Below are 24,223 nucleotides of genomic sequence, written 5' to 3' on the forward strand. Positions count from 1 at the left end.
TATTTAGGGCGAAGCCCCGCCGGGCGCCATGGCGGCGCGGCGCTGAATTACTCTGGCCCGTCGCCGGACCCGGTCTCACCATCCTCATCAGGCGCTGAGAACACCTGGCCCGGATAGATCAGATTGGGATCGCGGATCTGGTCGCGATTGGCTTCATAGATGACCGTGTATTGCAGCCCTTCGCCATACAGACGACGGGCGATCCGCCAGAGCGAATTGCCCGGTTGGACGATCACCCGGCCCGCCTGTTGGGCGGCGCGCGCCGCTTCAGGCGCCGCGCGCTCAAACGGCAGCACGATCACGGCGGTGACCCGACCGTCTTCATCCAGCTGATCCACCTGCAGATCATAAACGCCCGGCTCAAAGGCGGTTCCGGCGCGGATCACCCAGCGCCCGGCGTCATCAGTGGTGACGCGGCCCACTTCCTCGCCGTCCGCCAGCACCCGCACATCCGTGCCCGGTATGGCGCGACCGGAGAAGATCACGGCGCCGCTATCATCATAATCCACAGTGGAGAGCGAGAGCGGTCCCACGGAGACGCCGTCAAACGGCCCCTGCAAGACGCGGCTGGCTTCGCCCGGCCGGCCCAGCACCACCAGCGGGGTTTCGTCGCGGCCCTCAGGTACGGAGACGACCACCACCTGGTCCGAGCGGATTTCCTGACCCGCAGGGGTTTCCATCACCAGCGAGAGCTCGACCGAGCCCGCGGGCAGAGGGCGATCCACGATCATCACCCATTCACCGGCGCTATCGATTTCAACGCGGGAGATTTCTTCCTCACCCACCATCAACACGACGCTGGCGCCGGGGGCGCCGCGCCCCGCGACCACGGCGGTGCCGCGCGGATCCACGCGCACGATGTCAAAGGTCGGCGGAATGAGCGCAGCCGATTCCTGACTGGATTGCGCAAGCCTTTCTTCCTCTCCGGACACGGCCGCCGTTTCCGGGGCGCTTATGGCGCCGGGACCGGGACGCATCACGATGAAGATCGCCGCCGCCGCAACCGCAACGATCAGCAGAGCTGTTGCAATCAGAAAGGACCGCGTTGCGGCCATGAGCGTACTCCTCGCGTACTGACATCCGTCACTGCTATGCAAGCCTCGCGCCGGATGCGCCGTCTTGGTAATGCTGGACGTCTCGTCTGAACGTTTCAATCCGCGTTTGCAGACAATGTGTATTCGATGTGAGGCGAAAATGCGGAGCATATGCGTATTTTGCGGATCCAATGACGGTGCGGATCCGCGCTTTTCGGACATGGCCGAAGCCACAGGACGCGCCATTGCGCGCGCCGGACTGCGACTGGTTTATGGCGGCGCCGAAGCGGGGCTGATGGGACGCATGGCCCGCGCCGCCATGGCGGAAGGGGGTGAAGTCCTCGGCGTCATTCCTGAATTCCTGATCCCGACGGAAGGCCTGCAAGAGGGCGTGGAGCCTCGTATTACGGCCACCCTCGCCGCCCGCAAAGCCATCATGGTTGAAGAGGCGGACGCCTTTCTGGTGCTGCCCGGCGGCGCGGGCACGCTTGAGGAGATCTTCGACATGATCATGCTGCGCCAGCTGGGCCGGCACGACAAACCCGCCGCATTTGTGGATGCGGAGTTCTGGCAACCGCTGGAAACCTTGCTGTTGCGCGTCGTCGACGCTGGCTTCGCTCAAGATGATGTGATCAAGACGATCAGCTTTCACCCCACGCCCGAAGCCGGGATCGAGCGTCTGCGCGAGCTGTGCGCGCGTGAGCACGCCTAGACCGCTCCTCAAGCGCTCTAGCGCTGCGACTCTTCCCACTGCGCTGAACACACAATCCGTCCTTCAGAATCAACGATCGTCAGAGCGCCGAAGAGCGGCGCGGAGTCAGCGCTCGTGACGGTCTGACCCGGCTGAAGATCAGCAAGGGAAACGGGCTCAGACGCGGGGCTGCTCAGCTGGATGCGCGCCAGGGTTTCAGACCCGCCCGACCCTGCGTCCAGAACGCCTGATTGCTGAAGCGAGAGCGCCGGACCGCCCAGTTGCAGCTGCCAGCGTCCGGCCCGTTCAGAGGCGGCTTCCGCCACCAGTTCGCGCCCCGCCAAGCTCTCCATGCTTGTCAGAGCGCACAGAGCCGGGGAGCGAGGCTCCGTCCTGACGCTTGAGGTCTGCGACTGCGCATGCGCGCACGCCGCCGCTGATCCGATGCAGGCTGTTGTGGCCATCATGACCGCCAGAATACGCATAACTTATCTCCTGTGTTCGGGATAAGCGGCCGGCGCCAGACGCCGACCGCCCTGTAAGCCCTCTGCATGCCGGTCTAAAAGCCGCCCTGGATAACCAAAGTCACATTGCCCGAACCGGTTTGATGGATGTCGGTGAACTGGCCGTGACCGATCTGGATCACGCCCAGCGCGTTGTTGGAGCCTTCTTGATGAGTGACCGCCTGATGGTCCGACCCGATCTGGGCGACGCCCACCACATTGCCGAGGCCGGATTGAGAGCTGAAAGCTTCGTTGAACCGGCCTTCCTGGCCCATCACGATGCGGTTCCGGCGCCCTTGCTGGTTAAGGCCTGCCTGGTTGCCTGCGCCATATTGGGACACTTGCGCGCCATTACGGGCGCCCTCTTGCAGGGTCGAGATGAACTGGCGCACGCCGCGTTGTTCGAGATTTAGCCGGTTGCGATAGCCATCCACCCGCGCCGCCAGCTCGTTGGCGTGGCCGGACTGGCTGATCTCGATGGAATTGCGCGATTGCGCTTCTGCGCCCGGTGCGAAGGTGAGGCAGGCCAGGCTGAGACCGGCGGCCAGAAGGGTGCGAGTAATCATAGACAGTCTCCAGTGTGCATCCACGGACATCATCGTCCGCGTCGACACAAAGACTGGCGCACCGCGCATGAACCGATGCGGAAAAACGTGTTCAGCTTCAATTGATTAAGCTGAACACGCTTTTCATCACCAAGGCGGTTTCATGGCAGGTCCTGACGCTAAGCGTCGACCCCACAGGGTTCGCAAGGCCAAAGGCCGCCCGCAGGGTCAACGAGGATCGACTGAGCGGAGGCGAAGGAGACCGGCAAGACCGAGCGCCTCAATCGGGCTCGCCATGAGGATCGAAGACATCCTCGATCTTCGCGTCGAAGGCTTCGGCGATCTTGAAGGCCAGCGACAGGGACGGGTCGTGCTTGGAGGTCTCCACCGCGTTGATCGCCTGGCGCGACACGCCGACCCGATCGCCCAGCTCCGCTTGCGACCAGCGCCGTTCCGCGCGCAGCACTCGAATCCGGTTCTTCACTGGTAGCGCCTCTTCACGAAGATCTGGGCGATGCCGCTGACCCCGATAAAGGCGGGCAGATACCAGAACTCGTATATGCCGGGCCAATCGGTCACCCCGCGCAGCATGCCGTAGGTGAAGCTCGCCACCGCCACCACGATGGCTCCGATCAGAGCGGATTCCAGAACGATGCGGGCCTGCACTTCATCCATGGCGCGCACGAAGGCCATGATGGTTCCGATGCAGGCGATCACCGGCAGGACAGGCAGCAGGCTGAGAATAATGCGGACAGGCTGTGCGAGTTCGAAATGGTTGTCCGTCCAGACAGCGCCGAACAACAGCACTGTATAGAGGGTGAAAATCACCAGCATGCGTCGCAAATAGGTCTTGGCGGCTGGGGTCATGGCCATGATTACTCTCCTTCCACCACACGCGCGATCTCATCTGCGAAGCGCTCGGGCTGGTCCAGCATGATAAAATGACGCGAGTCGGCGACGCCGCGCGCCTCAAGATCCACCCGGCCTTCATACTGGCTGACGAACATCTGGCGGATGACGCTCGGCGCCATTTCAGGAAACTCGGCGTAGAGCAAGGTCACCGGCGCCTGGACCGCGGACAGACGCGGGGCGAAATCCGTCCCCATCAACTCAGCCGTGGCCGCTGCGACAGCGCGCTGATCAGCTTGTTCGATCCAGGCCATGACCTGGGCCTGGCCTTGCTCGGTCATCGACTGAACCCGCAGCCCCTGGGCCATCATGCCCAGATAGGCGTCGCGCGGCATGGCGCTCATCTGCTGGCGGATCGCGGCGGCCTGGGGCGCCATCATCTCCGGCGTCACGCCCGGCTGCATCAGGCCTGAAAAGAAGGGCGCCGAATCCACAACGATCACATCAGAGATCCGGTCGGGCGCAGAACCGGCGACCAGAAGCGCCACCTGCGCGCCCATGGAGTGGCCGACCAGCACCACGTCTTCCAAAGCGTGCGCCACGAGATAATCCGCAATCGCCTGACTGGCCGGACCCACAAAAGGCTCGAGCTCCGCAGGCGGCTCAATCGCGCCGAACCCCGCCAGGGTCACCAGGTGATTGTCCCAATCAGACCGGGCGAAGGGCTCGAACACCTCGGACGGAGACGCCAGCCCGGGCACATAGATGACCGTCGGACCGCTCTGATCGCCCGTTTGGGAAACCACAATACGATCCGAACTCCAGGACTCGGCGCCGTCAGCGCGAAACACGCCGAAGGCCTGTAAGGACAGGAAGATTGAGAAAACGCCCAGAACGAAGGCGGCGAAGCGGCAGGCAGTGACAGGTTTCATGTTCACACCATCAGGTTAAATTGACGTTGTGTCGTGTTTACCTGACACCTTGCTCGCATGTCAACAGAACCTGACATTTTTTCATGCTAGCCTGCCTAAATGTCGGGTTCACGCTGAACCATCGCTCGGGTCCAGGCGTAAAAAAGCCCTCCCAGCGCTCGCCGGAAGGGCTTTAAGTTCAATACTATAGTGGTTGTTAGCCGCGACCGCGATAAGACGGCACGCCCTGATCAGGAATCCACAAGCCCTTTGGCGCCTCGCCCCATTGGCCGAACACGTCGATCGGAATGCCGCCGCGCGGATACCAATAGCCGCCTATGCGCAGCCATTTGGGCTGGATCTCGTCCAACAGGCGCTGGCCGATCATCATGGTGCACGCTTCATGGAAAGCGCCATGATTGCGGAAGCTCTGCAGATAGAGCTTGAGCGATTTGCTCTCCACGATCCATTGCGCGGGCGCATAGTCGATCACCAGATGGGCGAAGTCAGGCTGGCCGGTCACCGGACAGATCGAGGTGAATTCCGGGCAGGCGAAACGGATCATGTAGTCGGCGTCCTGAGACGGGTTCTCCACCCGCTCAAGACGCGCGTCTTCGGGGCGATCCGCCGCTCTCGCGTCGGCGCCCAGCATGTCCAGCTTGGAATAGCGTTCATCGGTCATGGGCGCGCATTTAGCGCTGATAAGCGGACTCGGCAATGGGGGGCGCTATTGCACGCTCATCGCCCGGCGCGAAAAGACGGTGCGCATGGCGATGTTGGAGACCAGACGTGCAACGCCCGGCAGGCCGGACAGGCGCTCGCGGTGCACCCGCTCATAATCACTGGCGTCGCGTACCTGAAGCTGGAGAAAATAATCCTCCGCTCCCGTGGTCAAAGAGCAATCACTGACATGTTCGATCTCGGCCACGGCGCGCTCAAACGCTTCCATGGTTTCGCGCTTCTGGTTCTCCAAGGTCACAAGAACGATCACGGTCAGCCCGCGTCCCACCCGTTTCGCGTTCAGTACGGCGGCATATCCTGCGATCACGCCTTCCGCCTCCAGCGCCTTCACCCTTCGGTGACAAGCGGACGGTGACAGGCCCACCCGATCCGCAAGATCGGCGTTGGTCAGCCGTCCGTCATCCTGAAGCGCGCCTAAAATGGCTGCGTCGATCTCATCCAGCTTCATCGCCCGCTCCCATCGCGTCGAAATTTCTCGCGTCCGGGCTTCAAACTTGCCGAATGCCGCAGCGCATCATCGCGTATTTTGATCCAGTTGCGCACAATTATTCTAATTTCACAAATTTACTTGCACGATGCTGCACATAATCCCTATTTTCCGCGCAAAATCACACCGACCAAGTTCTTCCTTTGAGCTTGGCCAGCCGGGAGGCAGAACCATGCGCATTGGCGTTCCAACCGAGATCAAGAACCACGAATACCGTGTGGGCCTGACGCCGAACGGCGCCCGCGAACTGGTCGCGCACGGCCATGAGGTGTTCGTGCAGGATGGCGCGGGCAATGGCGCAGGTTTCTCCAACGAGGAATATGTCGAGGCGGGCGCGGAAATCCTGGCCGACGCCCCCGCGGTGTTTGAGGCCGGCGAGCTCATCGTGAAGGTCAAGGAGCCCCAGCCCTCTGAAACCGCGATGCTGACCGCACGCCACACCCTGTTCACCTATCTGCATCTGGCGCCCGATCCGGTTCAGACCGAAGGCCTGCGCAAATCAGGCTGCATCGCCATCGCCTATGAGACCGTGACCGACATCAATGGCCGCTTGCCGTTGCTGCGTCCGATGTCGGAAGTCGCGGGCCGGATGAGCGTGCATGTGGGCGCCAACGCCCTGCACAAGGCGGCCGGCGGCCGCGGCGTGCTGATGGGCGGGGTGCCGGGCGTGACCCCGGCGAAAGTCGTGATCCTGGGCGCCGGCGTGTCCGGCAGCCACGCCGCCGAGATGGCGCTGGGCCTGCGTGCGGACGTCACCGTGCTTGACCGGTCTTTGCCGAAGCTGGCGGAAACCGACCAGTTCTTCCGCGGTCAGGTGAAGACGCGCTATTCCACCCAAGGCGCCATCGCGGAAGAGATCGCCGAAGCCGATCTGGTGATCGGCGCGGTTCTGGTGCCGGGCGCCGCGGCGCCCAAGCTGGTCACCCGCGACATGCTCTCCACCATGAAAGAGGGCGCGGTTCTCGTGGACATCGCCATCGATCAGGGCGGGTGCTTTGAAACCTCCAAAGCCACCACCCACCAGGACCCGACCTATATCGTGGACGGCATCGTGCACTATTGCGTGGCGAACATGCCCGGCGCCGTGGCGCGCACATCAACCCTGGCGCTGACCAACGCCACCCTGCCCTTCACGATCGCGATCGCAGACAAGGGCGCAAAGCAGGCGCTCAATGACGACATCCATCTGGCGCGCGGCCTGAATGTGGCGGAAGGCGAAGTCACCTACAAGGACGCCGCCGAGGATCTGGGCGTGCCGTTCAACAAACCCGATTGGCTGACCGTGCTGTAACGCTTCTTACAGCGCGACACTCAAACCCCGGCTCAGATTGAGCCGGGGATTTACGGGTCTTATCCGTCTTTGAGGCCAGACTGTTGCGGCTGTGTTCCGAAGAGCGCAGGCACAAACAGCCCCTGGAGCGCTGCCGTGGCCGCCGCCAGCCCAGCCAGCACGTTGCGCGCGCCCTCCGGCGACCGGTCATCGCTTGGAGGCCCGGTATAAATCGCCCCCGAATTGATCAGCACGGTATATCCCAGAATGCCGAAGATCAGCATCAAGGGCCCGGCAAGCGCCAGCAGTACGAACATCCCGCTGCGAACATCCTTGCGGTCCTCAGGCGTCGCAGGTCGCGAACCATCCATGATGACGTAGGTGATCACAGCCACCGCATATCCCGAACTCAAGGGAATGAGGATTTCAGCGAGCTCCCCTCGCCCGACGCCGCCATCCAGCTCAAGCCCCGCCCAAATGCATCCATAAACGACAAGGTGCGCCAGTAGCGTCATGAGTCCGACCATGATCGCCAGATGCTTTCTGACCCGGATCCAGGCCAACGGTTTCATGGCGACCGCCTCCGGCACCGTTGCAGATCATAGTCCTGGTTCAAAAGCGTTTCGCGTTCGCGATATCGCGCGCTGTCTTCGGTCCCCATCGGACACCCTGAAGCAAAGAATCCCTGCGCCAGGAAAGTGTTCAAGCACATGGTCAGCGCTTCGGCATAAGTGGTGATGTTGGCGTACATGCTTTCATCATAGGCGGTGTAGAGCGCGGGTTCTGGAGAGGGAGAGAATTTGTTCAGCATAGAGATGACAGCGCCGAAGACAGGGACGTCGTCGCCCACATGGTCGCCCGATTGTCGTTCGATCCACACGGTGTAATTCATGGTCGCTTGCTGAGCCTTGAGCTCGGACAGGTCGAGTTCAAGCGTGATCCGCTCCCATTCCTCGTCACGCCCCGAGCGCAACTCGGCCCGCAAATCGGAAATCATAGCCCGAACCGAAAAACGCCCATCTCTGTGCGCGCCCCATTGCGGCCGTTGATGCTGCATCAGGTCATCGGGGTGCACGGGATACCAGAGCCTGAAAAAGCAATCCAAAGGGTCCTCGAAACTGCGTCCCAAGGCCTCATAAGGCTGCACAGGGTTCACCGGCTCCCAGACATAGCGTCGCGTGATGGGCGACGTCTGGGTCGGGCCGATCCGCTCCCAGCCGCCATACGGATAGGCGCGCCCCGCAAGGTTCATCACCTCAAGATGCACGCGCACCGGAATCACCAAGCGCAACGGCCGGACAGGGCCGTCAGACCGGGACGCCTGCTGAGGCGCAAGGACGCGTCCAGACAATTGACGCGACAAATCCGACGCCTGACGCGGGCCGGGATTATCAATGCTGGCCAGATAAACCCAACCCGCATCGTTTGTTCTCGCCGCTTCAATCTGGGACACCGCAGAGGCCAGTACGGCTTGTTGTCCCAGCTCGTTCAGATTGGGGGCGGATATCTCGAGCGTGCCGGTATACAGTGCGCTCAGAGAGCCAGCTGCAGCCTCTCCATTCGTCAGTTCAAACAGAGGCGAGCCGTCATCGTACCCTGTGGCGAGGAACTGATAGACCTCGCACGCCTGCCCCGCCGCTTCTCGCGGAGCCCTGAGGAGCAGCTCCTCGGCCTGCGCGAGATCCAGAACCCGCCCCGTGTAAGCCTCGATCCAGGCCTCTGCCTGATCTTGCGGCAGGGCGATCTGAAATTCAGTTTTACGGGCGAGATCTTCCAGTTGGACATAACGGGGACAGGCCTGCCCGCTCCAGACCTCGGTCGCTTGCAAGGAGAGCCATCCAGCAATGAGCGTCGCAATAACCGTCAATGCCCCATTCCCATGCCTGTAGAGCGTGCGCCAGAGTAAGCATGCCGCTCTGAAGTTTCAATCAAGGATGGAATTGTCAAACGCCGAACACGGCGTAGGCGAGCCGCTCAGGCCGCGCCGAAGGCCCGCTCCAGCTCTCATTGCGCACGCCCGATGAACGCGACGCCATAATGCGCGCGATCTTGTTACGAGTGCATGAGGTGGAGGGCTAGCGCCAACGCTCAGGCAAAAGAAAGGCCCCTCGAGTCAGCGAAGGGCCTTTCCAACAGACGGGTTGAGGGGGCTTAGCCGCCGCAAATGCGCTGTTTGGCGGCTTCGTACTGGGCTTGCAGATCGGAGACATAGGCGCCCGTGGTCTGCACTTTCTTGACCGCGCCCACGCCCTGGCCCGACCCCCAGATATCTTTCCAGGCTTTGGCGTCGGTGTTGCCGCCGGAGCCGAAATTCATCGCCGACGGATCGCTTTCGGGCAGATTGTCGGGGTCGAGCCCGGCATCCTCGACCGACTTGCGCAGATAATTGCCGTGCACGCCGGTGAAGAGGTTGGAATAGATGATGTCTTCAGCCGTGCTGTCGACGATGGACTGCTTGTAGGCCTCGCTGGCGCGGGCTTCTTCGGTGGCGATGAAGGCCGAGCCGATATAGGCGTAATCCGCGCCCATGGCCTGGGCGCCCAGAACGCCGGCGCCGGTGGAGATCGAACCTGACAGCGCGATCGGGCCGTCAAAGAATTCGCGGATCTCGCTCACGAGACCAAAGGGCGACAGGGTGCCGGCATGGCCGCCCGCGCCCGCGCACACCGGGATCAGGCCGTCCGCGCCTTTTTCCAGCGCCTTGTGGGCGAATTTGATGTTGATGATGTCGTGCATCGTCTCGCCGCCCCAGCTGTGCACAGCCTGGTTCAGCTCTTCGCGCGCGCCCAGCGAGGTGATCACCAGCGGCACCTTGTATTTCTCACAGCTCGCCAGATCCGCCTCGAGACGGTCATTGGAGCGGTGGACGATCTGGTTCACCGCGAACGGCGCGGCCGGGGCGTCGGGATTGGCTTTGTTATAGCTGTCGAGCTCGGAGCTGATCTCATCCAGCCATTCATCGAGCTGGCTTTGCGGACGCGCGTTCAGCGCCGGGAAGGAGCCGACAATGCCGGCCTTGCACTGGGCTATGACCATCTTGGGATTGGAGATGATGAAGAGCGGCGAGCCGATGACCGGCAGACGCAGCTTGCCTTTCAGGCATTTGAGTTCAGACACGCGAAGGACCCTCCCCGGAGGAATTTTGTGAACAGTGTTTGAGCCAAGGCTAGCGCGGTTTTCGCACAAGAAAAGCGCTCAGAGCGGTTTAAGAAAATACACGGTGTCGATCCCCGCGCCACGATCATCCTTAAGGCGTAATCTTTCTTCAAAGCCCAGCTTGGCGATCAGGGGGAGATGCGCGCTGTTCGTGCTCCAGGTGCGAGTCGCCACACAGGCTGATTCCGACCCGCTGCGCGCCAGATCAAACAGGCGCTCATACAGTATCCGCGCCAGCCCGCGCCCCTGCGCCGACTGCGTCACGATCAAGGTCGAGAGGTAGGCGCTGGCGGTCATGTCCAGTGCGTCGAGCCGCTTGTCCCGCGCCACGCTCATCATGCCCAGAACCTGGCCCGCCGCGTCGCAGGCGGTGATCAGGGCGTGCGGCTGGATCGAGGCCCAATACGCCGTCGGCGCGGGGTCGAGCACCGCGCCTTCTCCCACAGACAAGCCCTGCTCGGGCGTCCGGGCGCGCAGGGGCGGCCAGAAGGCGTCATCCGCTTCACAGATCAGGTCATAGATCTGATCGCGCACATCGCCCGGCGCCTGCGCCAGCGTGTCATACACCGCCAGGGTCACGCTCATGCCGGGCCGGTCTCCACGGGCAAATCGCGGGCGCCCCACTCCGCCCAGCTGCCGTCATAAAGACGCACATCGCGAAAGCCGGCGCTGAGGAAGGCCGCGCTCAGGATCGCCGCCGTCACGCCTGATCCGCATGTGGTGATGATCCGCGTCTCGCGGCTGACCCGCGGCAGGGCCGCCTCCAGCGCGTCTTCAGATTTCAGCTTGCCGTCCGCGGTCAGAAGCGTGGGGAAAGGCAGATTGATCGAGCCGGGGATGTGGCCCTGTTTGAGCCCTTTGCGCGGTTCCGGGTCTGATCCTTCAAACCGGCCTGGCGCGCGGGCGTCCACCACCAGCGCCCCGCCGGAGCGTGAGGCGAAGGAGACATCCTCCCAATTGACCGTATCATCCCAGATCATCCGCGGTGCGCGCTCGATGGCGGGGGGCCTGCGGAATATCTCGCCGGTCTCAATCGAGCCGCCCGATTTGCGCCAGGCGTTCAGCCCGCCATCCAAAATACGCACATCGCAACCAAATCGGCGAAAAGTCCACCAGACGCGCGCGGCGCCGACCATCGAGGTCTGGTCATAGACGATGAATTTCTCGCCTCCGCTCAAGCCCTGCCAGCTAAGCCAGCGCGCAAAGGCCGCCGCCCCCGGCGCCATGTGCGGCAAGGGTGAGCTGACGTCGCAGACGCCATCGAGGTCGAAAAACACCGCGCGCGGCAGCCGGCGCTCTTCAAACACCTCTTCACCGGTCATGCCCGCCCCGGGCAGGAACCAGCTGGCGTCCACAAACACCGGATCTGATTCCGCCAGCGCCTGTATCGCGCTGAGTGTCACCGTTTCCCGCATCAAGGCGATTCTCCAGAACTAATCGTATTCACCGTACCAGCTTGGCTTGTCCGGGGAAGCAGGCTGCGCCAGTCTTGCTGAAACGACGCGAAAAATCGCGCGCTTACGGGAGGAAACCATGACCCTAGCCACACCCCTGGCCGGGCTGACGGTGCTTGACCTGACAACGGTCGTCGCCGGCCCCATCGCCAGCCTGACCCTCGCCCAGCAAGGCGCTGACGTCATCAAGGTCGAGCCGCCGGGCGGCGATCTGGTCCGGCGCCTGGGCTATATCGCCAAGGACGGCTCGAGCTCGACGTTTCAAACGCTCAATCGCGGCAAATCCCTGATCAGCCTGGACCTGACCGACGCAGACGCGCAGGCGGCGCTACAGACCCTGATCGGGCAAGCGGATGTGGTGATGCACAATTACCGCCCAGCCGCGGCGCAAAAGCTCAAGCTCGACGCCAAGACTCTAAGGGAGAGCCATCCCGATCTGATCGTGGCGGAAGTCACCGGCTTCGGCCCTTGGGATCCCTTGAGCGATGTGCGCGCCTATGATCCGGTGATCCAGGCGGAAAGCGGGCTCGCCGCCCGCCCCGACAAGCCAGAGCCGGAGCTTTACCCCCAATACATCTGCGACAAGGTGGCGGGGCTCTATCTGTGTCAGGCGATCACCAGCGCCCTTGTGGGACGCGAACGCGACGGCCAGGGCCGTCATGTGGCGGTGTCCATGCTGGAAGCCGCCCTCGCCTTTAGCTGGATGGATGTGCACATGCCGCTGACGCTGAAGGACCCGCTTCAGCCCGGCCCGAACATCGCAAAAGTCTACCGCCCCTGGAAAGCGGCGGATGGTTGGTTTGTGGTGGTGATGTTGTCAGAGAAAGAGTTCAGCGCCTGGTGTGACACTGTGGGCGCCCGTCAGCTTCTGGACGATCCGCGCTGCGCGGATATGGCGAGCCGCTTCAAGAACTGGGATTTCATCCGCGAGGTCTGCGCGCCGCTGGCCGAAGACCAGCCCGTGGACGCCTTGCTGGAGCGCTTGCGCAAAGCGGGCGTGCCTGCGGGCAAGGTGAACAGCTCAGACGATATCCTGACCCATCCCCAGCTGGCCGCCAGCGGCTTCATCTATGAAGGCGAGGCGGACGGTCCCGGCCCGGTGCGCCTGCCCGGCGCCGCGGCGCGCTTTGACGGGCAGCGTCCCGGTCAAGGCGCAACCTGTTCAGGCCAGCTGGGCGCAGACACGCGGATTATCCTCGAAAAAGCCGGCGTCGAGAACGCCTTGATCACACGACTTTGCGGAGACTGAGATGAGCGAATTTTCCACGCTGCTTTACGAGGTCGAGGATCGCGTCTGCACGATCACCCTGAACCGTCCTGACCGTCTGAACGCCATCAATGACGCCATGCCGGGCGATATCGCGGCGGCCGTGAAGGCCGCGGAACGCGATCCCGCCGTCCACGTGATCGTGGTGCAGGGCGCAGGCAAGGGATTTTGCGGCGGCTATGACCTGAAAGACTATGCCGAACGCGAGGGCGAATTGCCCGGAAGCCAGGACATGCCCTGGGACCCGATGATCGATTACGCCTTCATGCATCAGAACACGCTCGACTTCATGAGCCTTTGGCGCTGTCACAAGCCCACCATCGCCCGCGTGCATGGCGCCGCGGCGGCGGGCGGGTCCGACATCGCCCTGTGCTGTGACTTCGTGATCATGGCCGAGGATGCCCGCATCGGTTATCCGCCTGCCCGCGTCTGGGGCGTGCCGACGCCCTCCATGTGGGTCTATCGCCTCGGCCCGCAGCAGGCCAAGCGCATGATGATGACCGGCGAGCTGATTGACGGCAAAGAAGCCGAGCGCATCGGGCTGGCGCTGGAATGCGTGCCGGAAGCCGATCTTGATGCAGCTGTGTCGCGCCTGGCCGGGCGGCTGCAGGGCGTGCCGAAAAACCAGCTGATGATGACGAAAATGGTGGTCAATCAGGCCTATGAAACCATGGGCCTGTCCAACACCCAGATGCTGGCGACCGTGTTTGACGGCGTCTCGCGCCATTCGCCAGAAGGCATGTGGTTCCGTCAACGCGCGCAGGAGGTTGGTTTCAAACAAGCCGTAGCCGAACGTGACAGCGGCGATCCCATTGCGGCGGAGGTCGAGAAGACGCCCTATGACCGCATGGAGTGACGCAGCTGCGCGCCATCACGGCGTTGCAAGACGGGGTGGGGACGGCTAAGCCGAAGGCTTGACTGTTCCTACCGCCAAGAGAGCCTCATGAGCGTTCGTCTCGCCGATCCCAAAGCCACGCCCTTTCTCGCCGATATGGAAGCCCGCGGCCTTCTCAATCAGAAGACACCCGAGCTGACCGACGCCTATATCGCCGAGCACAAACCGGCGATGTATGTGGGCTTTGACCCGAGCGCGCCGAGCCTTCATGCGGGCAATCTGATGCCGCTTTTAGGCATGGATCGCTATCGCCAGCGCGGCGGTCAGGTGGTGGTGCTGCTGGGCGGCGCCACCGGGCTGATCGGCGATCCGTCGGGCAAGGACGCCGAGCGCAATCTGCAAACCGAAGACATTGTGCAGGCCAATATCGAAGGTCAGCGCAAACAGTTTGAACGCCTGTTCGCGCTGACCGACGGGCCGGAGCCGATCTACGTCAACAACGCCGACTGGTGGCGACAGATGGATGTGATCAGCTTCCTGCGTGATGTGGGCAAGCATTTCTCGGTCAACGCCATGCTGACCAAGGATTCGGTGCGCAACCGCATCGAAAACCGCGATCAGGGCATTTCCTTCACCGAGTTTTCCTACCAGCTCTTGCAGGGCTATGACTTCGTGCATCTGCACCGCGCCCATAACGTCCAGATCCAGATGGGCGGATCGGACCAATGGGGCAATATCGTGGGCGGCGTGGATCTGGTTCGGCGCATCGAGGGTCAGCACGCTCACGCGGTCACCTATCCGCTTCTCACCAATTCCGAAGGCAAGAAATACGGCAAGTCGGAAAAAGGCGCGGTCTGGATCGATCCTGAGCTGACCAGCCCTTACGAGTTCTACCAGTTCTGGCTCAACAGCGCCGATGCCGATGCGCCGAAATTTCTCAGCTGGCTCACCGATATTGATCTGGGTCAGCTTGCAGAGCTGACCGAGGCCGAACCGCATCTGCGCCTGCCGCAAAAGGCCCTGGCCGAGCTTCTGACCGCGCGCGTGCACGGCCAGAAGGCCGCTGATCTGGCGATTGAAGCCTCCCAGGTGATCTTCAAGGGCAAGTCCGACAATCTCAGCGCCGAATTGGTCGACATGATCGCGCGCGCCGTGCCGACGCTGGACGCCAGCGGCGGTGACGCCTTGCCTCTGATTGACGCGCTTGTGGCCGAAACGCTCGGGGCCAGCGCCTCCAAGAGCGAGGCGCGGCGCCTTCTGAAGCAGAACTCGGTGTCGCTGAACGGCGTGAAGGTTCAGGACGAGACCGCGGATTTGCGCGATCATCGCACCGGCGCGGGCGCCGTGGTGATGAGCGTGGGCAAGGCCAAGCGCTTCCTCATTCGTTTTTCCGGATAATCCATGACCGCGCTGTCAGAGTTCGACGCCATTTTCATCTGGGGCTTTGGCAAGGAGGGGCGCGCTGCGCTCAATCATGTGCGCGAGCGTGCGCCTGACGCCGCGCTTTACGTCATTGACGCCAAAGAGCCCGAAGACCTGCCAGAGGGCGTCGAGTACGTGGCTCAGGACGATCTGGGGCGTGCGATCACGCTGGCGGGGCTGTCGCTGATCGTGAAATCACCGGGCGTGTCGCTCTATGATGCGCGCCTGGCCGAAGCGATGGAGCTGGGCGCCGAGCTGACCAGCCAGACCAATCTGTGGTTCGCCTCCAAGCCCGCCCATCAAACCGTGATCGGGGTGACGGGCACCAAGGGCAAATCCACCACGGCGAGCCTGCTCCATCACATGCTCAAAAGCCTCGGCGTCAACGTCGTACTGGCGGGCAATATCGGCGAGCCGGTGATCAACACGCCGGACGACGCCGAGATCGTGGTTGTGGAGCTGTCGAGCTATCAGATCGCCGACCTGGTCCATGCGCCGGACTGGTTCGTGTTCTTGAACCTTCTCAATGATCACGCGCCCTGGCATCGCGGGGTGGAGCAATACCGCCGCGACAAGGCCCGGCTCGCCATTCTGGACCCTAATGCGCGCGGCGTCATGAGCGCGAAGGATACGCGGCTGACCTCGCTGTTCGTGCATCGCCCCAACACCCTCTGGTATGACCAGTCCGAAGGCTTTCACGCCCCCGGCGGCGTCATCCATCACGGGGCGGAGAGCTGGGGCCGCATCCCCGCTTTGCCCGGCGCCCATAACGCCGCGAACGCCTGCGCCGCGCTGGCGGTGATCGAGGGGTTGGGGCTGGATGCCTATGACGCGTTTGAAAGCCTTGCGAGCTTCAAGGGCCTGCCCCACCGGCTGGAAACCGTGCATAGCCTGAACGGCGTCGACTTCATCGACGACACGCTGTGCACCACGCCCCAGTCCTGCCTTCTGGCGCTGGAGGCGTTTCCCGACCGCCCGGTCAGCCTGATTCTGGGGGGCGAAGATCGCGAACAGGATTATGCGCCGCTGGCCGAGGGGCTCAGAAATCAGACCCGCATCAAAGCCATCATCACCATCCCCGAGAACGGGCCCAGCATCGTCGACGCCCTGAAATCTGGTCCGCATGCAAATATAACGGCTTACGAGCCAGACTTTGAGTTGGCCGTGAAGCGTGCGTATGACGCCTTGCCCGAAGGCGGGATCGTGATGATGAGCCCGGCCGCCCCTCGAGGCGCGGCCTTTACCTATTTCGGCGCTCGCGGCGACGCCTTCGCGCAAGCCGCGAAGAAGCTGGGATAAAATACGCTCACTGATTCAATTCAAGGTTTGAGCTTTCGCGCTGCGACCTTCACCTAGCAGATCAGCTTGCGTCCATAAGTTCGGCGACCGGCGCCGGCATGCGGTGCTCGGATCGGGCGTCCAGCGCCTCCGCCCAGGCCTGCTGCAGGTCTTCGCGCGCCCATTGACTGAAGAGTTCAGGCTCAATCGCTTGGATTAACGGCGCTTTCGCCCAGTCCGCATCGGTCAGAAGATGGGCCAGAGCCGCCGCCACTTCGCGTCGCTCCCCGACGCACTCCCAGGGCTTGGCGTCGGTCAGACCGGCGATCTCGCGCAGGAACTCAAAGTTCGCTGGATTGTGCAGCGGCTTGGACTGGAACACCCGTTCATGGCGCTCGACCGACAGGAAGGGCGCCAGCAGGACCGCCGTGTAGACGCATTTCGCGCATTCGCCGCACCAGCGCTTGCCCTTGGGCAAGGCGTTCGGACCGGCGAAGACGAAATTACGATTACAGCTCGCGAAAATATCCAGCGCCGCCTCGCCCGCCGTCCCGAGATAATGCGCCGTCCAGAGTTCGTTGACCGGCCGCAGGATCGAGAAATAGGTCACCGGCGCGTTGATCGCGGTGAAGGCGGCGCGCAACGCGTCTTCAAACTCAAGAGATTTGGAGAACTGATGGTTCACCGGATGGCCATTGCTGTCCATCGTCGGCTCGCTGGCGGCGCGCTCATTGGCGAACACCACCCAATCCAGCCCTTTGGCCGCCGCATAAAGCGCCATCAGGCACGAATTGACGCCGGTGATCGGGATATGGCCGTTCAGCGCCCGGCCCGAACGGCCCAGCTCAATCAAGTGCGGGTCAATCCGGCGCCGGATCAGGGTGACAGGCGCCTCGCTCATCGCCACAAGCCGCTCGCCCACGCTTTCAGACAGAATGAGCGACACCCGCTCGACCTCTGCGCCCGTCGCCTGGATCAGGCTGGCGGCCACATGGCTGTCCTTGCCGCCGCCAAACGCCACCGCGGCGCGCACATCTTCAGTCTTGATCTCAGGGGTTCGCAGCTGCGCCATACGCGGCTCGGCCTTGACCGTGAAATCAGGCGGATAGGGCAGGTCATTGCGCACATAAAACTCGCCCAGACCCGGCCCATAGGCCAGCTCGACCAGGCGCCGTTCGGCATCGCTGAGCGCAAAATCAGGTTCGATCACCCTGGCCGGCGCCGCCTTGTAATAGCTGGTCCCGATCAAAATGGCCGCCATGCGCACAAGCCCGGCCAGGACTGAGCGATCCAGCCGGTCAAACCGTGCTGCGTCGGGGAAAATCACCGTTTCAGTAAAGGCGCCGAGGCCCGGAACATCATATTCGAAGGCGAACCCGTTCTGCCCGTCCAGGCGTCGCGGGAAACAGAGGCGGAAAGAAGACATCAGGGCTCACGAAAATCAGGGCTGGGCCGACCCTAGCGGGCCTTGCGCGCTTACACCACCGCGTCGCGCTGCGCGGTGATGATCATGTGGCCCGGCTTGTGAAAGATCGCCAGCTCCGGCTTGGCGTCCAGCACCACGGCCTGAGGCGTCACCCCGCAGGCCCAAAACACCGGCACATCGCCTGTTTCCAGCACCGGCGCATCGCCAAAATCAGGCGTAGTTATATCAGCGATGCCGATCTCGGCGGGATCGCCCACATGCACCGGGCCGCCATGGCTGCCGGGGAAGCGCCCGGTCAACTCGCTGACCCGCTCCACCAGCTCTGGCGGGACGCCGCGCATGGACACGACCATGCCGCCTGAAAACGGCCCCACAGGCGTACAGGCGATGCTGGTGCGGTACATAGGTACGTTCTTGCCCGCCGCAATATGGCGCACCGGCAGGCCTTCAGCCAGCAAGGCGTGTTCGAAGGTGAACGAGCAGCCCAGCAGCAACGCCACCAGATCCTCACGCCAGACATCGGTCAGATCGCTGCGCTCCTCAGCGAAAGCGCCATCGCGAAACACTTCATATCGCGGCGCGTCCGTGCGCACATCCACATCGAGCTTCGCGATCAAAGGATCGCCCGGCTCGCTCATGCCCAGAAGCGGGCAGGGTTTGGGATTGAGCTGTGTGAAGAGCAGGAAATCATAGGCCAGCGCAGCAGGCAGAACGACCAGATTGGCCTGGGCGTAGCCCGCGCACAGGCCGCTCGTGGGCGTGTCGAACACGCCAGAACGCACGGCTTGCAAATGGGCGTTTCGTAGGTCGGCAGGGTCAGTCATCGCGAAGTCCTTGATCTGGCGACAGTTCACGTCAGATCAGCGCGTCACGCAAGCCATGATTAACGCGATAATGCATCGCGTACCGCGTCAACCCGCGATCGCCCCACGGGCGCCTCGGCGCCCCCTAAGAGACTGAGCCCGTACCGGCTTCCTGGGCGGGTCAACAAGGCGTCGACCTTGCTCATATTGACCGCATACGACCGATGAACCCGCATCACGCCCTCGCCCGCCTCCTCCAGCACCGCCGCCATGCCGCGCTGATCCAGCAGCCAGCCGCCCGAGCAGCGATGCACCTCGGTGTAATTGCCCGCCGCCTTCAGATAGAGCACGTCATCAAGCGCCACGCGGTGCATCTTGCCCGTCGACTGCACGGTCAGGGCGGTCTGGCTTGAAGTCTCCAGGGGCTCAGACGCGGGCGACAACAGGTCCGGCGCCCGCAGCATCCACAGACCGAAAGCGGTGGCGGTGATGGCGTAAACGCCCAGATCAATGAAACGGCCCGGCGCCGTCAGATTGACCAGCAACAGCGCCAGAAAGACCCCCGTCATGGCCAGGGCGCTCCGGTCTGTGCGCACGCCCGCGATCAGCGTCCAGACCAAACAGCCAAAGACCGTACACATGGTGAGCAGGATGATCTTGCCGTCATAGCCGTCATACAACAGCACGCCGAGTAGAGCGCAGACTGTGATGATGCCGATCGCCGCCCTGCTCCAGACCCGGCCCAGCACCCAGCGCTTGACCAGAAAGCCCAGACAACCTGCCGAGAACCCGGCCATCCCCAACAGGATCACCGCCTGCCGCGGCTGATGCCAGTCATAGGGATAATTCACATAGGCGCGTGATATCTCCGCCAGGGCGGCGATGACCAATGCGGCCAATCCGCCCGCCAGCCAGAACAGTGTGCGGTCGCCTCGGTCGAGGCCCAGCCGGATCAGGCTGATCGCCAGAACCGCCAGCACGCCCGCCAGCCCCAAGGTCGGGGCATAGTCCCGCAAGGACCGTCTGGCGTCGGGCCGGAACGGCGTCACCGCCAGGGTTTGCACGATCACGGCGGGTTGATAGCCGGCGCGCGTGCTGGAAATGACCAGCGAGACCTCGTTGCCGCTGGGGCGGATCAGATCCGGCGGCAAGGCGATAAGGCTGTCGATCGGCCCTGCGCGCTCTGGCGCTGTCTCGCTGAAGGGGCGTCCCTTCGCGCCGATCCGCTGGCCATTGAAAGAGACGTCTGCGGAAAACGGGCCGGACAAGGCCAGCGCCATCGGCGTGTCTGACGTCAGGGCGGCGTCCGGCACACGCCAGCGCAGCTGCATAACGCCGTCGCCGGGGTCGGCGCGCCAGAACGCTTGCTCCCGCCACAGCGGCTCTTGCTCGGAAGACCGGTCAGCGATCAGCGTCTCCACGCGCTCCGCCTGCCAGATCGGCGCGTCAGACCCCGGCCAGGGGACCAACAAGACCAGCGCGCAAAGGAGCGCCGCCAGCCCCGCCTCCCACGGGCGCAAAAGCTGTCCCGTCCGCGCCAGAGCGGCTTTGAGCTGTTCACCCTGCATATGAGCCGTTCGTCCTTTTGAGCTTTTCTGCACGCGAAACCGCCTGCACAGGGAAGGCCTTGGCGGTCACCGCCTCTCCCCCAAGCAAACGACAACAAGGATGCGTGCAATGCAAACCCTGATAGCCGCCCTCGGCGCCGCCGCGCTGGTTTCAACCTCTGCCCTGGCGCAAAGCCAAAACGAAACCGCGCAGGCGATCTTTGATCAATTCGCGCAAGACTATCCCGCCCTCAACGTGACTGTCATGGTGGAGGGCGAGATCGCCTTTGAAGCGGAAGGCGGGATGATGCGCGGCGCGCAGGACGGCGTGACGACCGATTACAATGTCTACTCCACCGCCAAGCTTCTGACCGGGCTCGCCTATGCTCGGCTGGAGGCGCATCAGGGGCTGGACCTGGACCAGTCGGTGCGCGCCATCGATCCGTCCCTGCCCGCCGCCTATGAGGACGTGACCCTGCGCCAGCTGCTCAGTCATACAGCCGGCGTGCGCGGCTATACAGGCGAAGATGACTGGATCGCCTTCAGTGATCGCCGCTGCGCGCTGCCCTCTGACGCCTTGGGGCATTTCATCCATGACCCGCTGATCGCTGAACCGGGCGCCGCGCATGCATACACCACCTATGGCTTTGTGCTGCTGAGCCATATTCTGGTGGAGCTGACCAATGCGACGAGCTTTGACGCCGCCATGAGCGCGGCGCTGGGCGAGGTCTATACCGCTCAATCAGACTCAGATGGCGCGGACAAGGCGACGGCGTATTACGACGCTGGCGAAGGACTGGCGCCCCTGCCGCTGTCGGCGGAGTGCAAGTTCGGCGGCGGCGGCCTGATCGCCTCCAGCCGGGAGATGGCGCAGATGGGCGCAGCCGTGGCGGACGGCTCTGTGCTGAGTGCTGAAGAGATCCATGCCGCCTTCACGCCCATCCAGACGAACGCAGGCGAAACCGTCAGCTATGTCTACGGCATGGAAGCCGGATTTGACCCCAGCATCGGCCTGCACTACGCCGCGCATTCAGGCGGCAGCCCGGGCGGCCGCAGCTTTCTGATGGTGTATGTGGAGCCGCAAGTGGTGGTCGCCACCTCGGCGAATGCGGACGGCGCCAATCACTACCCGCTGGCGCTGGCGCTGGCCGATTTGTACGCCGGCTACAGCCAATAATCGTTTGTGCGCCGCCTGGTTTACTCAGGCGGCGCATCTGCATGGCGCCACATATACCGCGCCAGATAGGACCGATAGGGCGCAAACCGCGCGGCGGTGCGAAGGGTCTTGCGGCGTTTGCTGGTGAGCTTTTCAAGCGTCTTGCGGGCGGTCACATCGCCATCGGGCCAGATATCCGGCTCACCGAAATAAAAGATATTGGCCATGTCCGCCGTCCAGCGCCCCACGCCCCAGATTTCCACCAGGCGATCAGATCGCGCCTGAGCGCTCATCGCATGCAAGGGCTCTGTGTCCAGCCAACCCTCCCGCCGGGCGTCCGCGATGGCGATCAGGGTTTTCACCTTCGCCCCGGACAGGCCGCAGCCCCGCAAATCCTCATGTCGATCCGTATGAAAAGCGTCAAGCAAGCCTTCAGGATCCTCGCTGAGCGTCTGCACACGCGCCCAGATCGACGCTGCGGCCTTCACGCTCAGCTGCTGGCCCGCCACAGAGCGGCACAGCGAGACCGGGAAATGTGTTTGCGGCGGCGCCCAGGGATCGAGCGCGCCGCGCCGCTCAATCGCCTGAAAAAGCTCAGGGCTCAGCGCTTCCGCTGCGGACAGAGCATGGTCATGGATGTGGTGCGTCATGGCGCCATCCAGCCCCGGCGTGCGCTTCCCGTCAAATAACTTATTCCTGCAATTCATTCTCATCTGCTGTTGATAGTGAAAATGATTCGCATTAGTGAAGGCGCAGATTTGAGAATGGGGATCCCCGATGTCTATGCGTACCTATTTGCTTGGCGCTTGCGCCTGCCTCGCCCTCACCCCCGCTGCGCTCGCCCAGTCCGACGCCGCCCAGCCCGAAGCCGACGATGTGATCGTCGTCACCGGTTCGCTCGGCGCGTTTGGCGCGACGAAATCCAGCGCGCCGATCCTTGAGACCGCGCGGTCTGTGTCTGTGGTCACCGCTGATGACTTTCTGGCGCGCGGCGCGCTGACGCTGGATGACTCGCTGAACTACACAGCCGGCGTCGTCGGCGACACGTTCGGTTTCTCCACGCGCGGCGACTTCTTCCAGGTCCGCGGTCTGGATGTGCCTGAGTATCGCGATAACCTGCAGGCCCTGTTTGGCAACTACAACAACACCCGCCCGCACCTCTATACGGTGGATCAGGTTGAAGTGCTCAAGGGCCCGGCCTCAGTGCTCTATGGCCAGGGCTCTCCGGGCGGCATTGTGAACCTCGCTTCCAAGGTCGCCGCTCCGGATCTCGGTCAGGAAGTCGTGCTGAGTTACGGAACCCATGATCGCTTGGAAATCGCTGGAGATTTCAGCGCCACTTTGATCGAGGACACGCTCTATGCGCGCTTTGTGGGCGTCTATCGCGACGCTGACACCCAGGTGGATTACGTTAATGATGACGCGGTGTCCCTCGCGCCGTCCCTGACCTGGACGCCGAACGCTCAGACCGAGATCAATCTGCTGGTCAATTATGACGAGCGGGATGGCGACACGGCGCACCAGTTCCTGCCCCTGACCGGGACTTTGAACCCGGGGCCGAACGGTGAACGCATGTCCAATTCGGTCTATCATGGCGAGCCGGGCTTCAACCGCTATGACACCGAATCGACCTCCATCACCGTGATCGCCAGTCACCAGCTGAACGAGATTTTCACGCTGGAAGGCACGGCGCGCTGGCGCGATTCCTCATCTGAGTATTCCCAGAGCTGGCTGGCCTTCGCTGGCGCGGGCGTGCCGCGACTGGACGCAAACGGCAATGGGGTGCGCTCCTGGTATGACAATCCGGCCTCGTCCGAACAGCTTGCGTTTGATGCACGCGTGCGCGGTGATTTCATGACTGGCGCTCTGGAACACGAAGTGCTCGTGGGCGTGAACTATCAAGATGTGGAGCTGAGCTCGTCTCGCGCCTTCTTGCGTCAGGGCGTCCTGAACGCTTTCAATCCGGTGTACGGCAATGGCGTCCCGTCCATGGCGGAGCTTGACTCGGTGCGCGGCACGACCGAGAGCGAAAGCGAATACTGGGGCTTTTACGCCCATGATCAGATCAGCTGGAACAACTGGATCGCCAATTTTGGCGTGCGCGTGGACGACGTCTCTAACGCCAATAACGGCGTGTCCCAGGATGTTGACGCCACCACGATCGCTGCAGGACTGCTGTACGCCTTCGACAACGGTCTGTCGCCTTATGTCAGCTATGCTGAATCCTTCGAGCCTCAGCTGGGTGTCGATAACGTCACCGGCGATGCGCTGAAGCCAGAAGAAGGCGAACAGGTCGAACTGGGCGTGAAATACCAGCCGACCGGCTCGCGCAGCTATGTGACCCTGGCGTATTTCGACATCACGCAATCCAATCTGCCCAATCCGCAAGGCCTGCCCAACGCACCGTCCCAGCAAGAGGGCGAAGCCAGCATCACCGGCTTTGAGATTGAAGGCGTCACCGTGGTCGAGCTTCCGGTCGGTGATCTCAAGCTCAATGCTTCAGCGTCCTGGCTGGACGCGGAAGACCCTGACGGCGATCCCTTCTCCTCCATTCCTGAAGAACAGGCGTCCATCTGGGGCGAGTTCTCGCCCACAGCCATGCAAGACCTGCGACTGGGCCTAGGCGTCCGCTATCTGGGTGACAATGAGAGCGGCTCGATCACAACCGACGGCTACACGGTCGCGGACCTGATGGTGGGCTATGACTTTGAAAACTGGAGCGCGATGCTCAACGTGCGCAACGTGTTTGACGAAGAATACTACGCCACCTGCCTGGCGCGGGGCGATTGCTTCCCCGGCGAGGAACGCACCGTCAATCTGCGCGTCGCGCGACGCTTCTAGGATCAGG

25 protein-coding genes are annotated in these 24,223 nt (G+C 62.9%); 8 read left to right on the forward strand and 17 right to left on the reverse strand.

Annotation, left to right across the window (positions count from 1 at the left end; translation table 11 throughout):
* Positions 1-47 precede the first annotated feature (47 nt).
* A complete protein-coding gene (locus ACQ66J_RS01995) occupies positions 48-1,055 on the reverse strand; it encodes a LysM peptidoglycan-binding domain-containing protein (protein WP_430430288.1) in 1,008 nt (335 codons plus the stop codon).
* Between the two features lie 139 nt (positions 1,056-1,194).
* Between ACQ66J_RS01995 and ACQ66J_RS02000 the strand changes: the two genes are divergently transcribed.
* The gene (locus ACQ66J_RS02000) at positions 1,195-1,746 is read left to right on the forward strand and encodes a TIGR00730 family Rossman fold protein (RefSeq protein WP_375548741.1); all 552 of its coding nucleotides are present in this window, start codon (positions 1,195-1,197) and stop codon (positions 1,744-1,746) included.
* Between the two features lie 17 nt (positions 1,747-1,763).
* On the opposite strand, the gene ACQ66J_RS02005 is transcribed toward ACQ66J_RS02000, so the two are convergent.
* The 7 genes from ACQ66J_RS02005 to ACQ66J_RS02035 all read right to left on the reverse strand — a co-directional run bounded on the left by ACQ66J_RS02005 (position 1,764) and on the right by ACQ66J_RS02035 (position 5,722).
* Positions 1,764-2,210 (reverse strand): hypothetical protein, encoded by a 447-nt coding sequence (locus tag ACQ66J_RS02005; protein WP_430430289.1) that lies wholly within the window; start codon positions 2,208-2,210, stop codon positions 1,764-1,766.
* Between the two features lie 74 nt (positions 2,211-2,284).
* Positions 2,285-2,794 carry a curlin-associated protein gene (locus tag ACQ66J_RS02010; protein WP_430430290.1) on the reverse strand — a complete coding sequence of 170 codons (510 nt, stop codon included), beginning with the start codon at positions 2,792-2,794 and terminating at the stop codon, positions 2,285-2,287.
* A gap of 259 nt (positions 2,795-3,053) precedes the next feature.
* Positions 3,054-3,257: a helix-turn-helix transcriptional regulator gene (locus tag ACQ66J_RS02015; RefSeq protein WP_375548738.1), complete on the reverse strand. Its 204-nt coding sequence runs from the start codon at positions 3,255-3,257 to the stop codon at positions 3,054-3,056.
* A complete protein-coding gene (locus tag ACQ66J_RS02020) occupies positions 3,254-3,646 on the reverse strand; it encodes a hypothetical protein (RefSeq protein ID WP_430430291.1) in 393 nt (130 codons plus the stop codon). The genes ACQ66J_RS02015 and ACQ66J_RS02020 overlap by 4 nt, the downstream gene beginning before the upstream one ends.
* Before the next feature lie 2 nt (positions 3,647-3,648).
* Complete coding sequence (locus tag ACQ66J_RS02025; protein ID WP_430430292.1) at positions 3,649-4,554, reverse strand: alpha/beta fold hydrolase; 906 nt, start codon at positions 4,552-4,554, stop codon at positions 3,649-3,651.
* 196 nt (positions 4,555-4,750) lie between these two features.
* The gene (gene queF / locus ACQ66J_RS02030; RefSeq protein ID WP_430430293.1) at positions 4,751-5,215 is read right to left on the reverse strand and encodes a preQ(1) synthase; all 465 of its coding nucleotides are present in this window, start codon (positions 5,213-5,215) and stop codon (positions 4,751-4,753) included.
* A gap of 45 nt (positions 5,216-5,260) precedes the next feature.
* Complete coding sequence (locus ACQ66J_RS02035) at positions 5,261-5,722, reverse strand: Lrp/AsnC family transcriptional regulator (RefSeq protein ID WP_375548734.1); 462 nt, start codon at positions 5,720-5,722, stop codon at positions 5,261-5,263.
* 211 nt (positions 5,723-5,933) lie between these two features.
* On the opposite strand from ACQ66J_RS02035, the gene ald reads away from it, so the two are divergent.
* The gene (gene ald / locus ACQ66J_RS02040; RefSeq protein ID WP_375548733.1) at positions 5,934-7,052 is read left to right on the forward strand and encodes an alanine dehydrogenase; all 1,119 of its coding nucleotides are present in this window, start codon (positions 5,934-5,936) and stop codon (positions 7,050-7,052) included.
* Positions 7,053-7,111: 59 nt separating this feature from the next.
* Here the strand turns inward: ald and ACQ66J_RS02045 are convergent, their stop codons facing one another.
* From ACQ66J_RS02045 to ACQ66J_RS02065, 5 genes are all read right to left on the reverse strand, one after another.
* Positions 7,112-7,603 carry a hypothetical protein gene (locus ACQ66J_RS02045; protein WP_375548732.1) on the reverse strand — a complete coding sequence of 164 codons (492 nt, stop codon included), beginning with the start codon at positions 7,601-7,603 and terminating at the stop codon, positions 7,112-7,114.
* Positions 7,600-8,859 (reverse strand): hypothetical protein, encoded by a 1,260-nt coding sequence (locus ACQ66J_RS02050; protein WP_430430294.1) that lies wholly within the window; start codon positions 8,857-8,859, stop codon positions 7,600-7,602. Before ACQ66J_RS02050 ends, ACQ66J_RS02045 begins: the two co-directional genes overlap by 4 nt.
* 323 nt (positions 8,860-9,182) lie before the next feature.
* Positions 9,183-10,148, reverse strand: a complete 966-nt coding sequence (locus ACQ66J_RS02055) for an NAD(P)H-dependent flavin oxidoreductase (protein ID WP_375548730.1) — start codon at positions 10,146-10,148, stop codon at positions 9,183-9,185.
* A gap of 78 nt (positions 10,149-10,226) precedes the next feature.
* Positions 10,227-10,772 (reverse strand): N-acetyltransferase family protein, encoded by a 546-nt coding sequence (locus ACQ66J_RS02060; RefSeq protein WP_430430295.1) that lies wholly within the window; start codon positions 10,770-10,772, stop codon positions 10,227-10,229.
* Positions 10,769-11,602 carry a sulfurtransferase gene (locus tag ACQ66J_RS02065; protein WP_430432218.1) on the reverse strand — a complete coding sequence of 278 codons (834 nt, stop codon included), beginning with the start codon at positions 11,600-11,602 and terminating at the stop codon, positions 10,769-10,771. Before ACQ66J_RS02065 ends, ACQ66J_RS02060 begins: the two co-directional genes overlap by 4 nt.
* Positions 11,603-11,720: 118 nt before the next feature.
* On the opposite strand from ACQ66J_RS02065, the gene ACQ66J_RS02070 reads away from it, so the two are divergent.
* From ACQ66J_RS02070 to murD, 4 genes are all read left to right on the forward strand, one after another.
* Positions 11,721-12,890, forward strand: coding sequence for a CaiB/BaiF CoA transferase family protein (locus tag ACQ66J_RS02070; protein WP_430430296.1), 1,170 nt, complete (start codon positions 11,721-11,723; stop codon positions 12,888-12,890).
* Between the two features lies 1 nt (position 12,891).
* Positions 12,892-13,764: a crotonase/enoyl-CoA hydratase family protein gene (locus tag ACQ66J_RS02075; protein WP_430430297.1), complete on the forward strand. Its 873-nt coding sequence runs from the start codon at positions 12,892-12,894 to the stop codon at positions 13,762-13,764.
* 87 nt (positions 13,765-13,851) lie between these two features.
* Positions 13,852-15,141 carry a tyrosine--tRNA ligase gene (gene tyrS, locus ACQ66J_RS02080; protein ID WP_430430298.1) on the forward strand — a complete coding sequence of 430 codons (1,290 nt, stop codon included), beginning with the start codon at positions 13,852-13,854 and terminating at the stop codon, positions 15,139-15,141.
* Between the two features lie 3 nt (positions 15,142-15,144).
* Positions 15,145-16,464, forward strand: a complete 1,320-nt coding sequence (gene murD / locus ACQ66J_RS02085; protein ID WP_430430299.1) for a UDP-N-acetylmuramoyl-L-alanine--D-glutamate ligase — start codon at positions 15,145-15,147, stop codon at positions 16,462-16,464.
* A gap of 61 nt (positions 16,465-16,525) precedes the next feature.
* Here the strand turns inward: murD and ACQ66J_RS02090 are convergent, their stop codons facing one another.
* Genes ACQ66J_RS02090 through ACQ66J_RS02100 form a run of 3 tightly spaced genes read right to left on the reverse strand, consistent with a single transcriptional unit; the run spans position 16,526 to position 20,240 of the window.
* A complete protein-coding gene (locus ACQ66J_RS02090) occupies positions 16,526-17,869 on the reverse strand; it encodes a hypothetical protein (RefSeq protein ID WP_430430300.1) in 1,344 nt (447 codons plus the stop codon).
* Positions 17,870-17,919: 50 nt separating this feature from the next.
* Positions 17,920-18,693, reverse strand: coding sequence for a putative hydro-lyase (locus tag ACQ66J_RS02095; RefSeq protein ID WP_430430301.1), 774 nt, complete (start codon positions 18,691-18,693; stop codon positions 17,920-17,922).
* 59 nt (positions 18,694-18,752) lie between these two features.
* The gene (locus ACQ66J_RS02100; RefSeq protein ID WP_430430302.1) at positions 18,753-20,240 is read right to left on the reverse strand and encodes a LytTR family DNA-binding domain-containing protein; all 1,488 of its coding nucleotides are present in this window, start codon (positions 20,238-20,240) and stop codon (positions 18,753-18,755) included.
* Between the two features lie 109 nt (positions 20,241-20,349).
* On the opposite strand from ACQ66J_RS02100, the gene ACQ66J_RS02105 reads away from it, so the two are divergent.
* Positions 20,350-21,396: a serine hydrolase domain-containing protein gene (locus tag ACQ66J_RS02105; RefSeq protein ID WP_430430303.1), complete on the forward strand. Its 1,047-nt coding sequence runs from the start codon at positions 20,350-20,352 to the stop codon at positions 21,394-21,396.
* A gap of 20 nt (positions 21,397-21,416) precedes the next feature.
* On the opposite strand, the gene ACQ66J_RS02110 is transcribed toward ACQ66J_RS02105, so the two are convergent.
* Complete coding sequence (locus ACQ66J_RS02110) at positions 21,417-22,025, reverse strand: DNA-3-methyladenine glycosylase family protein (RefSeq protein ID WP_430430304.1); 609 nt, start codon at positions 22,023-22,025, stop codon at positions 21,417-21,419.
* A 127-nt stretch (positions 22,026-22,152) separates the two neighbouring features.
* Between ACQ66J_RS02110 and ACQ66J_RS02115 the strand changes: the two genes are divergently transcribed.
* The gene (locus ACQ66J_RS02115; protein ID WP_430430305.1) at positions 22,153-24,216 is read left to right on the forward strand and encodes a TonB-dependent siderophore receptor; all 2,064 of its coding nucleotides are present in this window, start codon (positions 22,153-22,155) and stop codon (positions 24,214-24,216) included.
* Positions 24,217-24,223 lie beyond the last annotated feature (7 nt).

Source organism: Oceanicaulis sp., assembly GCF_965284345.1.
Taxonomy (GTDB): Bacteria; Pseudomonadota; Alphaproteobacteria; order Caulobacterales; family Maricaulaceae; genus Oceanicaulis; species Oceanicaulis alexandrii_A.